The organism is Streptomyces sp. HUAS 31, from assembly GCF_028198125.1.
Classification (GTDB): Bacteria; Actinomycetota; Actinomycetes; order Streptomycetales; family Streptomycetaceae; genus Streptomyces; species Streptomyces chartreusis.
The window spans coordinates 2554749-2566833 of sequence record NZ_CP116353.1; the positions used below are offsets into that span (position 1 = coordinate 2554749).

Annotated in this window: 11 protein-coding genes; 6 read left to right on the forward strand and 5 right to left on the reverse strand. The window is 70.9% G+C overall.

What is annotated here, in order from left to right; all coding sequences use genetic code 11:
* Positions 1–189 precede the first annotated feature (189 nt).
* The 5 genes from PGH47_RS11280 (at position 190) to PGH47_RS11300 (ending at position 6266) form a co-directional block, all read left to right on the forward strand.
* The gene (locus PGH47_RS11280; protein ID WP_107907060.1) at positions 190–1515 is read left to right on the forward strand and encodes a DUF2252 domain-containing protein; all 1326 of its coding nucleotides are present in this window, start codon (positions 190–192) and stop codon (positions 1513–1515) included.
* 89 nt (positions 1516–1604) lie between these two features.
* Complete coding sequence (locus PGH47_RS11285; RefSeq protein WP_107907059.1) at positions 1605–2303, forward strand: hypothetical protein; 699 nt, start codon at positions 1605–1607, stop codon at positions 2301–2303.
* A 97-nt stretch (positions 2304–2400) separates the two neighbouring features.
* The gene (locus PGH47_RS11290; RefSeq protein WP_030963097.1) at positions 2401–3213 is read left to right on the forward strand and encodes a thioredoxin domain-containing protein; all 813 of its coding nucleotides are present in this window, start codon (positions 2401–2403) and stop codon (positions 3211–3213) included.
* Between the two features lie 80 nt (positions 3214–3293).
* Entirely contained in the window at positions 3294–4955 is a 1662-nt protein-coding gene (locus PGH47_RS11295) for an alkaline phosphatase D family protein (protein WP_271663312.1), read from the forward strand.
* Positions 4956–5273: 318 nt separating this feature from the next.
* A complete protein-coding gene (locus PGH47_RS11300) occupies positions 5274–6266 on the forward strand; it encodes a zinc metalloprotease (RefSeq protein WP_271663313.1) in 993 nt (330 codons plus the stop codon).
* Positions 6267–6268: 2 nt separating this feature from the next.
* Here PGH47_RS11300 and PGH47_RS11305 read toward each other — a convergent pair whose 3' ends face one another.
* On the reverse strand, positions 6269–6838 hold the full coding sequence (locus PGH47_RS11305; RefSeq protein ID WP_107907056.1) for a dienelactone hydrolase family protein: 570 nt from the start codon (positions 6836–6838) through the stop codon (positions 6269–6271).
* Between the two features lie 95 nt (positions 6839–6933).
* On the opposite strand from PGH47_RS11305, the gene PGH47_RS11310 reads away from it, so the two are divergent.
* Positions 6934–8052 carry a mechanosensitive ion channel family protein gene (locus PGH47_RS11310; RefSeq protein ID WP_271663314.1) on the forward strand — a complete coding sequence of 373 codons (1119 nt, stop codon included), beginning with the start codon at positions 6934–6936 and terminating at the stop codon, positions 8050–8052.
* Positions 8053–8175: 123 nt separating this feature from the next.
* Here PGH47_RS11310 and PGH47_RS11315 read toward each other — a convergent pair whose 3' ends face one another.
* The 4 genes from PGH47_RS11315 to PGH47_RS11330 all read right to left on the reverse strand — a co-directional run bounded on the left by PGH47_RS11315 (position 8176) and on the right by PGH47_RS11330 (position 12061).
* Positions 8176–8916: an SDR family oxidoreductase gene (locus tag PGH47_RS11315; RefSeq protein ID WP_271663315.1), complete on the reverse strand. Its 741-nt coding sequence runs from the start codon at positions 8914–8916 to the stop codon at positions 8176–8178.
* A 38-nt stretch (positions 8917–8954) separates the two neighbouring features.
* On the reverse strand, positions 8955–10541 hold the full coding sequence (locus tag PGH47_RS11320) for a Na+/H+ antiporter (RefSeq protein WP_271663316.1): 1587 nt from the start codon (positions 10539–10541) through the stop codon (positions 8955–8957).
* Between the two features lie 108 nt (positions 10542–10649).
* On the reverse strand, positions 10650–11120 hold the full coding sequence (locus PGH47_RS11325; RefSeq protein ID WP_271663317.1) for a GNAT family N-acetyltransferase: 471 nt from the start codon (positions 11118–11120) through the stop codon (positions 10650–10652).
* Entirely contained in the window at positions 11117–12061 is a 945-nt protein-coding gene (locus tag PGH47_RS11330; RefSeq protein WP_271663318.1) for an RluA family pseudouridine synthase, read from the reverse strand. The genes PGH47_RS11325 and PGH47_RS11330 overlap by 4 nt, the downstream gene beginning before the upstream one ends.
* Between the last annotated feature and the right edge of the window lie 24 nt (positions 12062–12085).

The window sequence follows — 12085 nt, forward strand, 5'->3', positions numbered from 1 at the left end:
ATGGAAAACGCTCGGTGACAGGCGGACGGACACTTCTGGGGACAGCGTCGAAGTCTATGCCTCGGGACTGACACTCACGGGGCTGCCCCGCGTACCTTCACAGCGAGGGCCGCGGGCACTTTCCGGTCGGCCCGCCCGTTGGATACGACAGAAACGCTGTCGTACACATGCACCAGGAGGCACCCAGCGATGTCGGTCCCCCAGCTCAACGACGAGCAGCGCGGCGACGAGATCCTCGCCGTCTTCGACACCGCCTTCGGCGAGCTCCTGGCCGCCGATCCGGCCGCGTTCCGCGTGAAGTTCCGGAAGATGGCGGCCTCGGCCTTCGCGTTCTACCGCGGCACGGCGTGCCTCTTCTACCACGACCTCGACGCCGAGAAGCGGGGCGGCCCGTACCTGGACGAGCGCACCTCGCGCGTGTGGATCCACGGCGACCTGCACGCGGAGAACTTCGGCACGTACATGGACTCCAACGGCCGGCTGATCTTCAACGTCAACGACTTCGACGAGGCCTACGTCGGCCCCTTCACCTGGGACCTCAAGCGCTTCGCCGCCTCCGTCGCGCTCATCGGGTACGCCAAGGCGTTCGGCGACGACCAGATCAGCGAGCTGGTGCGAATCTACGCGGCCGCCTACCGCGAGCGGGTGCACGCCCTGGCCACCGGTGCCAAGAGCGACGAGGTGCCGCCGTTCACGCTGGACACCGCCCAGGGCCCGCTGCTGGACGCGCTGCGCGACGCCCGCGCGCTGACCCGCTTCGGGCTGCTGGAGTCCATGACGGAGATCCGTGACTTCGAGCGCCGCTTCGCCCCGGGCGGCGGCTCCATCGAGCTGGACGCGGCCACCCGCTACAAGGTCCTCGCCGCCTTCGACGGCTATCTGGAGACGCTGCCGGACGCGTCCCTGGCCCGCCCGGACTCCTACCGGGTCAAGGACGTCGTCGGCCGCCGCGGCATCGGCATCGGCTCGGCCGGGCTGCCGTCGTACAACATCCTGCTGGAGGGCCACACCGACGCCCTCGAGAACGACGTCGTGATCTACATCAAGCAGGCCCAGACCCCGGCCGTCTCCCGGCACATCACCGACCAGGCGCTGCGGGACTACTTCCAGCACGAGGGCCACCGCACGGTGATCTCCCAGCGCGCCCTCCAGCAGCACGCCGACCCGTGGCTGGGCTGGACCGAGCTGGACGGCGCGGGCCAGCTGGTCGCCGAGGTCTCGCCGTACGCGGTGGACCTGGACTGGGGCGACATCGACGACCCGGAGGAGATCGCCTCGGTGGTCGCCGACCTCGGCCGGGCCACGGCCACGATGCACGCGGCGGCGGACGACACCTCCGGCGAGTCCCTGGTGCCGTTCTCCACGGAGCGCGCCATCGACGCGGCCATCGCGGCCGACGAGGACGGCTTCGCGGAGCTCCTGGTCGACTTCGCGCACAGCTACGGCGCACGCGCGCGTGCCGACCACCAGACCTTCGTGGACCTGTTCCGCAACGGCCGGATCCCGGGTCTGTGACGGACAGGCCACGCACGGTCGCTCCCCGGCCATTCACAGGCACCCTTTAGGGGTCTCTTACAGGAGCACGTGACACACTCTCCACCGCTATGGACATATCCGGGACCCAGCTGCGAGCCGTACGCGCGGCGCTCTTCACGGCACTCGTCGTGACACTGAGCACCGCGTCGCACGTGCTGCTCTCCCGGGCACCCCTGCCGCTGAACACGGTGACCCTGCTCACGGGCGCCGTGTTCGTGCTCGCCTACGCCCTGGCCGGCCGGGAGCGGACCTTCGGCCGGATCGCCGCTCTGCTGGTGCCGCTGGAGCTGGCCGCCGACACGATCCTCACCACCGGCCAGCACGTCTGTTACGGCAGGGCGGGCGGCCCGGTCGCCGGTCCGCTGGCGTCGGTCGGCTGGGACGTGCTGTGCGGCGAGGGCACCCAGGTCGGGGCCCCGCTGGCCCAGGTCACCGGCACCGACCCCGAGCGGCTCGGCGGCCTGCTCGGCCATGTCGACCCGGTCACCGCCTGGTTCCTGCTGGCCGCCCACATCGGCGTCGGCCTCCTCGCCGCGGCCTGGCTGCGCCGCGGCGAGCGGGCCCTGGCGCAGCTGCTGAGCGCGGTCGCGGCGACCACGTTCCGGCCGCTGCTCACGGCGGTCGCCGCGGTGACGGTCCCCACGACCGCCCCGGCCCGCCGTCTGCCGCGCCCCACCGACCGTACGGCCGCCGCCCGCAGCCGCCTCCTCGTGCACTCCCTGGGACGGCGTGGACCGCCTCGCTCCCCTGCCTTCACCTGCGCGTGACCAGCGTCCGACGCGCGTGAACGGCTACTGAGCAGCACAGCCCACCCATACGTAATCCCGCACACGACGTGTGCGTGTCCCCATGGAGATCACCAACATGAGCAAGCGGAACAGCCAGGCCGCGAAGACGGCGGCCCGGGAGCGGCTGCGCATCGAGCGCGAGCGTGAGGCGAAGCGCGCGAAGATCAAGCGGCAGCTGATCGTCGCCGGCTCCATCGTCGGCGTCCTGGCGATAGCCGGCGGCATCAGTTACGCGGTCGTGCAGGGCAACAAGCCCGGCTACTGGGAGGCCGCGAAGGACGACAAGCTCGTCAAGCCGGCCAACACCTCGGGCAAGAACGGCACGACCGTCACCATCGGCGAGGACAGCGCCAAGAAGACCCTCGTGATGTACGAGGACCCGCGCTGCCCGGTCTGCGCCTCCTTCGAACAGGCCGTCGGCACGACCGTCGACAAGGGCGTCGAGGACGGCAAGTACAAGATGCAGTACGTCGGGGCCACCTTCCTCGACAACGGCCTGGGCGGCGAGGGCTCCAAGAACGCCCTCAGCGCCCTGGGTGCGGCGCTGAACGTCAGCGACGAGGCGTTCCTCCAGTACAAGGCCGCGATGTACTCGACGAAGTGGCACCCGGAGGAGTCCGACGACAAGCTCAAGGACGACGCCTACCTGATCAAGATCGCGGACACGGTCGACGCCCTGAAGGGCAACAAGGAGTTCCAGAACGCCGTGAAGAACGGCACCTACGACAAGTGGGCGCTGGAGATGTCGGCGACGTTCGACGACAGCGGCGTGCAGGGCACCCCGACCCTGAAGATGGACGGCAAGACCCTCACCGGCGCCGACGGGAAGAACGCGCCGATGACGGTGGCCGACTTCAACAAGGCGATGGAGACGGCCCTCAAGGGCTGATCCGACCTTCAGAGGAAGAGCGGGCGAACTTTTGCGAGTTCGCCCGCTCTTGTGCATACCGCTCAGTAACCTGATCGGCTGTGACCAGTCGATACAGATCATCCGAGCCGTTCAATTCCCCTACCCCACGCCGCCGTACGGTCGTCAAGGCCGCGGCGGCGACGGCTGTCCTGGCGGGTCCGCTCGCCGCCGCGCTGCCGGCGCGCGCGGCCGGGCAGGGGCCCGCCTTCCTGCACGGCGTCGCCTCCGGTGACCCGCTGCCCGACGGCGTCCTGCTGTGGACCCGTGTGACGCCGGCCGCCGACGCCACGCCCGGCTCCGGGCTCGGCCCGGACACCGAGGTCAGCTGGGTCGTCGCCCGCGACAAGGCGCTGACGAACATCGTCGCCAAGGGCTCGACCACCGCGACCGCCGCCTCCGACCACACCGTGAAGGCGGACATACGGGGCCTGGAGCCGGCCACCGACTACTGGTACCGCTTCTCGGCGGGCGGCACGGACTCCCCGGTGGCGCGCACCCGCACCGCGCCGGCGGCGAACGCCTCCGTGGCCGGCCTGCGCTTCGGCGTGGTCTCCTGCGCCAGCTGGGAGGCGGGCTACTTCGCCTCGTACCGCCACCTCGCCGCCCGCGGTGACCTGGACGCCTGGCTGCACCTCGGCGACTACATCTACGAGTACGGCACCGGCCAGTACGGCACGCGCGGCACCGTGGTGCGGCCGACGGCGCCTGCCAACGAGATCCTCACGCTCGCCGACTACCGCGGCCGGCACGGCAAGTACAAGACGGACGCCGATCTCCAGGCCCTGCACGCGAAGGCACCCGTCATCGCGATCTGGGACGACCACGAGATGGCCAACGACGCCTGGTCGGGCGGCGCCGAGAACCACACCGAGGGCACCGAGGGCGCCTGGGCCGCGCGTCAGGCCGCCGCCAAGCAGGCGTACTTCGAGTGGATGCCGGTGCGACCGGCCGTCGCCGGCACCACCTACCGGCGGCTGCGCTTCGGCAAGCTCGCCGACCTGTCCCTGCTGGACCTGCGTTCCTTCCGCTCCGAGCAGGTCAAGGTCGGCAACGGCGAGGTCGACGACCCCGACCGCACGCTCACCGGCCGCGCCCAACTGGACTGGCTGAAGGCGGGCCTGAAGTCCTCCGACACCACCTGGCGGCTGGTCGGCAACTCGGTGATGATCTCGCCGTTCGCGATCGGCTCCCTCTCCGCGGACCTGCTCAAGCCGCTGGCCAAGCTGCTGGGCCTGCCGCAGGAGGGTCTCGCCCTCAACACCGACCAGTGGGACGGCTACACGGACGACCGCCGCGAGCTGCTCGCCCATCTGCGCTCGAACGCGATCCGCAACACCGTGTTCCTCACCGGCGACATCCACATGGCGTGGGCCAACGACGTCCCGGTGGACGCCGGCACCTACCCGCTGTCCGCCTCCGCGGCCACGGAGTTCGTCGTCACGTCGGTCACCTCCGACAACCTCGACGACATCGTCAAGGTCCCCGAGGGCACCGTCTCCGCGATCGCCTCGCCGCTCATCCGGGCCGCCAACCGGCACGTCCACTGGGTCGACACCGACCGCCACGGCTACGGAATCCTGGACATCACGGCCGCCCGCGCGCAGATGGACTACTACGTCCTGGCCGACAAGACGAAGCAGGACTCCGGCGCGTCCTGGGCACGTTCGTACCGCACCCGCACCGGCACGCAGAAGGTCGAGCGCACCTACGACCCTGTGTAAGCCCTGTGCCCCATGGTCGATTTTCGGCCACCCCTGGCCCGATTGCGGGCCGTTAACCGGAGATCACATCGCTACGGCGGGTGGTGCGCGTCGCGTTCCGAATACGGACACACCACCCGCCCGGGCAACGGAACCCGTTACGCCGCGATCTCACACTCCGGACAGTTGATCATTCACTTACCCCAAATACCCCCCTCTGTCGGGTATTTGATTGGGCCTGATCGATTCTCTTCGGACATGGGCATGTCCACGTAATGTCCGGGCGGCGGCCAGGAAGACCCCTGCGCCCCCTCCCCAACGCATCAGCCAGGAGTCAGCATGCGTGTGCTTGCCCGAATATCTCCCTCTACGCGCAGACGTGTTCTCGCCACGACAGCCGTGGCCGGAACTCTGATGCTCACTCCGCTCTCGGCGCCCACCACGCTCGCGGCGACCCAGGCTCCGGCCGCCGACTGCGCCGGGGAGAGCGGCCACGCCGCGGCCCGCGAGGCCCGCCCCGGACCCGGCGGCGAGGCCGTCGCCGAGCCCAACGAGGTCAGCGCGGCCAAGGCCCAGGCGATGGACGCCGACCTGAGGAAGAAGCTCGACAAGCTGCCGGCAACCGGCAGGCGCAGCCTCGCGGCCGCCGCCTCGACCACCATCCCGGTCTACTTCCACGTCATCCACGACGGCGCGACCGGGCAGCTCGACTCCGCCGACATCAACGCCCAGATGAACGTCCTGAACGCGGCCTACGCCGGCCAGGGCACCGGGAACGTCGCCTCCGGCTATCAGTTCACCCTCGCCGGCACCGACTACACCGACAACGCGGCCTGGTACGGCGTCGGCTACGGCTCGACGGAGGAGAAGGCGATGAAGTCCGCCCTGCGCAAGGGCGGCGCGAACGCGCTCAACGTCTACACCGCCAACCTCGGCGACGGCCTCCTCGGCTGGGCGACCTTCCCCAGCTCCTACAAGTCGAGCCCGTCCATGGACGGCGTGGTCCTCCTCGACACCTCGCTGCCGGGCGGCTCTGCCACCCACTACGACGAGGGCGACACCGCGACCCACGAGGTCGGCCACTGGATGGGCCTGTACCACACCTTCCAGGGCGGCTGTAACGGCAACGGCGACTACGTCGACGACACCCCGGCCGAGAAGAGTGCCGCGTACGAGTGCCCGGAGGGACGGGACACCTGCACCCGCAAGGCGGGCGCGGACCCGATCCACAACTTCATGGACTACACGTACGACGCCTGCATGTACCAGTTCACCGCGGGCCAGGTGAGCCGCATGCAGCAGAACTTCGCGGCGTACCGGGCGGCGGGCTGAGCCTAGAGGGAGTCCAGGAAGCCGAGCGCCACCCGCCAGGTGGCCTCGGCGGCCTCCTCGTCGTAGTCCGGCAGGTCGGGGTCGGTGTAGATGTGGCCGGCCCCGGCGTATCTGTAGACCTCGACGTCGGCGCCCGCCCTGCCCATCTGGAGATACCAGGCGCTCAGCCAGTCGTCCGTCTCGAACGGGTCCGGCTCGGCGACATGCAGCTGCACCGGCAGCTCGTCCACCGAGGCGTTCGCCGCGATGTCCGACGTGCCGTGCAGAAGCAGCAGTCCGCGTGCCTTCTCGTCCCCGAGCCCGAGGGTCTGGGCGACGGAGGCGCCCAGCGAGAACCCGGCGTAGACCAGCCCGCGCTCCGAGTAGGGCGCGGCGGCGAGCACGGCCCGCTTCAGCAGTTCGTCCTTGCCGATCTGCTGGTTGAACTCCATGCCCTCCTCGACCGTGTCGAACGTGCGGCCCTCGAAGAGGTCCGGCGTCCACACCTCGTGTCCGGCGGCGCGCAGCCGGTCCGCGGCCTGGCGCACGGCGGGCCTGAGGCCGTACGTCGAGTGAAACAGCATGATGTTCATGAGGCCATGGTGCCAGCCGGGTACGACAGTGCCGTGACCACCGCCTCACCGGTGCGGATGTTCATGACCCCCTGATGCTGGTTACGTTCGGAGGCATGGAGACGATACTCCGACCGCTGATCGTGATCGGTGGCTCGGTGCTGCTCACCCTGGTCATCGGGTGGGCCACCGACCGCCTCATGCGCAAGGCCGACGAACGGCACAACGAGACCCCGCTGTGGGGTCTGCTGCGCCGGGCCCGCGTTCCCTACCAGCTCGTGCTCTGCACGGCCCTCCTGAGAGGGTCCTACGACGAGGCCGCGCTGTTCCTGGAGAACCGGGTCGCCGTGGGCAGGGTGCTGACGCTGGTGCTGATCGGGGCGGCGGCCTGGCTGGCGATCCGCATAGCGGCGGCCGTCGTGGAGACGACGTACAGCCGCTATGCCCGGGTGCACCGTGATCCGGCCCGGGTCCGCAGGGTGCGCACGCAGGTGACGCTGATCATGCGTGTGGTGTCCGCGGTCGTCGGCGTGGTCGCGGCGGCGTCGATGCTGCTGACGTTCCCGGCGATGCGGGCGGCCGGTGCCTCGCTGCTGGCCTCGGCCGGCATCCTCGGCATCGTCGCCGGTGTCGCGGCCCAGTCCACCCTGAGCAACATGTTCGCCGGGCTCCAGATCGCCTTCGGGGACATGGTGCGCATCGGGGACACCGTCGTGGTGGACGACGAGTGGGGCACCGTCGAGGAGATCACCCTGACCTTCCTGACGGTGCGGACCTGGGACGAGCGCCGGATCACGATGCCCGTGTCGTACTTCACGTCGAAGGCCTTCGAGAACTGGTCGCGCGGCGGCGCCCAGATGACCGGCACCGTCTTCCTGCATCTCGACCACTCGGCACCGCTGGAGGCCATGCGCGAGCGGCTCCGCGACGTCCTGCGGGACTGCCCGGCCTGGGACGGGCGGGACTACGGCCTGGTCGTCACCGACTCCACGCCCAGCACGATGGAGGTGCGGGCCCTGGTCACGGCGAAGGACGCGGACGACCTGTGGACGGTCCGGGTCACGGTGCGCGAGCAGCTGATCCGCTGGCTGTCCGAGCGCCACCCGTACGCGCTGCCGCGCGTCAACGCGGCGGACGCGGCCCTGCCACCCGGCTTCCCGGTCCCGGACCGGCTCCCGGGCGCCAGGCGCACCTTCCACCACGACCCTCAGCCGGCGCGCCCGGAACGCCCCTGACCGCCGAGAACTGCAACGCCGAAAGGGGCGCGGGGCTGTAGTCGATCCACGGCTACCGCCGGGCGGGCGCGACCAGCCACAACGGAGCCGCAGACGACCCCGCACCCCCTCCCCGCGGAGCGCTCAGTGGCCGCGCTCGGCACCCCCGTTGACCTGGATGATCTGCGAGGTGATGTGCCCGGCGCCGTGGGACGCCAGCCAGTGCAGGGTCGTGGCGACGTCCCCCGGCGCACCGGCGCGCCCGGTCGAGGTCTCGGCGACCAGCCGGGCGTGCCGCTCCTCGTCCATCCCGTCGCCGAAGAACTCGGTGTCCTCGACATAGCCGGGCGCGACCACGTTCACGGTGATCCCGCGCGGCCCCAACTGCCGGGCCAGGTCGTGGGCGTACGGGTGCAGCGCGGCCTTGGACGCCGCGTACGCCCCGCTGCCGGACCCCCTGAAGGCGGCGATGGAGCTGAGGAACAGCACCCGCCCGCCGGGATCGGCGAGCCGGTCCTTCAGGGCCTCGGTGAGCAGGGCGGCGGTCAGGGTGTTGAGGCCGAAGTTGAGGGTCCAGTTGTGCAGGACGACGTCGAGGGGCTCGTCGCTGTCCACCTTGGGCTCCAGATACCCGGAGCCGCCGGCGCTGTGGATGAGGACGTCCACGGTGCCGAGCTCCGACGCCACGAACCGCTCCACCCCCCGCACCCCGCGCGGCCTGCTCAGATCCGCGGCGAAGGTGAGGGCCCCGGGCACAGCGGCCTGCTCCAGCACCTCCGCGCGCCGCCCGAGCAGGAGCACCCGGTCCCCGTCCTCCGCGAACAGCCGGGCCGCCGCGAGCCCGATTCCGGTACCGCCACCACTGATCACAACGTTGCGAGCCATGATCAGATCGTACGAAGTCCTGGCGCCCGGCGGCGAGGTCAGCGCAGACTTCGCACGTCCAAATGCCGCAGCACCCGGTCCACCACCTCCGGGTCGGCCCCCGGTTCGCTGCGCGCCGCCAGCACCTCGTGCCGCGCCGCGCTGAGCATCTCGCCCTGGATCCGGCGCACCCGCTTCAGCCGCCGCACCCGCTGCTGATGCGCCTCGCGACGTTCGTCCTCGGCCATGTCGGGACTGATCCGCACGCCGATCTCGAACGCCCGCCGCAGCATCTGCTCGGAGAGGTCCTCGGGCAGTTCCTCGACCGCCTCGATCTCCTTCAGCCGCCGTTTGGCAGCTCTCGCCGCGCGCACGGCCAGCTGCTTCTCGAACTCCTGCTCCCGCTCGCCGTCGGCACGCACACCGAGCCATTTCACGAGCCGTGGCAAGGTCAGCCCCTGCGCCACCAGCGTCGCCATGATCACCCCGAACGCGATGAAGATGATCTCGTTGCGGTTGGGGAAGGGCTCTCCGGCGTCGGTCTCCAACGGGATGGCCAGCGCCAGGGCCACCGACGCCACGCCTCGCATCCCCGACCACCACATCACGACGGTCTCCCGCCAGCTCACCGGGATCTCCTCGTCGACGTCCCGCTTGGCGTGCAGCCGCTTGGTGAGCCAGGTGGCCGGCAGCAGCCACAGCAGCCGTACGACCACGACGACCCCGACCACCGTGGCCGCCCAGCCGAGCAGCTCCTGCCAGCGCCCGGACGCCGTGCGCACCGCGATGTGCAGTTCGAGCCCGATCAGCCCGAACGCGACGCCGGTGACCAGCGTGTCGACGATGTCCCAGAAGGTGTGCCCGGCGAGCCGTGTCATCACGTCGTCGGCGTCGGTGGCGTACTCGGCGAGGAACATGGCGGTGACGAGCACCGCGAGCACACCGGAGCCCTGGAGCTCCTCCGCCAGCACGTACGAGGCGTACGGCACGAGCAGCGAGAGTCCGATCTGGAGGGTCGCGTCGCCCAGCAGGTCCATCAGCTTGTAGGCGCCCCAGCCGAGGGCGAGCCCGACGGCCAGCGCGACGACCGCGGACAGCACGAGGTCGAGCCCTGCCTCCCAAGCGGTGAAGTCACCGCTCACGGCGGCGGCGATGGCCACGTGGTACAGCACGATGGCCGTCACGTCGTTGAAGAGCCCTTCGCCCTCCAGGATGGACACCAGCCGCCTCGGCAGCCCGAGTTGCCCGGCGACGGCGGTCGCGGCGACCGGATCCGGCGGCGCGACGAGCGCACCCAGTGCCACGGCGGCGGCGAGCGGCAGCCCCGGCACGATCGCGTGCGCGACCGCGGCCACGCAGAACGTCGTGACGAACACCAGCGCCACGGCGAGCAGGAAGATGGGCCGCAGATTCGCCGCGAACTGCCGCCACGAGGTCCGCCGTACGGCCGCGTACAGCAGGGGCGGCAGCAGCAGCGGAAGGATGAGTTCCGGGGGGATCTCGACGTTCGGCACGAACTCCAGCAGCGCGAGCACGATCCCGAGCAGCGTCATCAGCACCGGCGCGGGCAACCCGAACCGGTCCCCCACCGGGACACTCACCACGGCCCCGAGCAACAGCACGAACAACAGGGCCAACTGATCCACGGTCAACGCTCCGCAGGTCTGGACGATCAAGAACCTTCGAACGTCCAGCGTGCCACGCCCACTCGTGCAACGGCCGCCTTGCCGGGCGGCGGCGGCCGGCGGCGTCGGCTACAAGGCGCGCCGCATCGCCCGGTGCGGCATCCCGGCGTCCGGGAACTCCGGCCCGTACGCCACGTACCCCAGCCGCTCGTAGAAGCCCAGGGCGTGGGTCTGCGCGTGCAGGTCCACGGCTGCGAGGCCACGCGCGCGGGCCGCGTCCTCTATCGCCCGCACCAGGGCCGCCCCGACGCCGAGCCCGCGGGCCTCCCGCGTCACGGCGAGCCGCCCCAGCGACCCGACCGTGAGGTCACCGTCGGTCTTGGCCGCGGCCGCCTCGCCGTGCAGCAGCCGCCCCGTGCCGAGCGGCAGTCCGTCCTCCCGGACCGCCAGCACATGCACGGCATCGGCGTCGTGGGCGTCGTACTCGATGTCCTGCGGGACGCCCTGCTCGACGACGAAGACCTCCTTGCGCACCGCGAAGCACGCCTCGCGGTCGGCGGGGTCCTCGGCGACCCGCACGGCGTACGTCACCGGGCTCATCCCCACGTCTCCTCGCGGACCTGGTCCAGCGCCTTCTGGAGGTCGGCCGGGTACTCGCTCCCGAACTCCACCCACTGCCCGTCCCCGGGGTGCTCGAAGCCGAGCCGCACCGCGTGCAGCCACTGGCGGGTCAGCCGCAGCCGCTTGGCGAGCGTGGGGTCGGCGCCGTAGGTCAGATCGCCGACGCAGGGGTGCCGGTGGGCGGCCATGTGGACGCGGATCTGGTGGGTGCGCCCGGTCTCCAGCTTCACGTCGAGCAGGGAGGCCGCGCGGAACGCCTCGATGAGGTCGTAGTGCGTGATCGACGGCTTGCCGTCGGCCGTGACGGCCCACTTGTAGTCGTGGTTGGGGTGGCGGCCGATCGGGGCGTCGATGGTGCCGCTGGTCGGGTCGGGGTGGCCCTGGACGAGCGTGTGGTAGCGCTTGTCGACCGTGCGCTCCTTGAACTGGCGCTTGAGCGAGGTGTAGGCCCGCTCCGACTTGGCGACCACCATGAGGCCGGAGGTGCCCACGTCGAGGCGGTGCACGATGCCCTGGCGCTCGGCGGCGCCGGACGTCGAGATCCGGTAGCCGGCGGCGGCCAGCCCGCCGATGACGGTCGGCCCGCTCCAGCCCGGCGACGGATGCGCGGCGACGCCGACGGGCTTGACGATCACGACCACGTCATCGTCGTCGTGCACGATCTCCATGCCCTCGACCGGTTCGGCGACGATCTGCACGGGCGCGGGCGCCTGCGGCATCTCGACCTCGAGCCAGGCCCCGCCGTGCACCCGCTCCGACTTCCCGACCACCGACCCGTCGACCGTGACCTTCCCCGCCGCGGCGAGCTCTGCGGCCTTCGTACGGGAGAAGCCGAACATGCGGGAGATGGCGGCGTCGACGCGCTCGCCCTCCAGGCCGTCGGGCACGGGCAGGGTACGGATCTCGGGAATCGTGCTCACCCGACGAGTATGCCGGACCGGGCC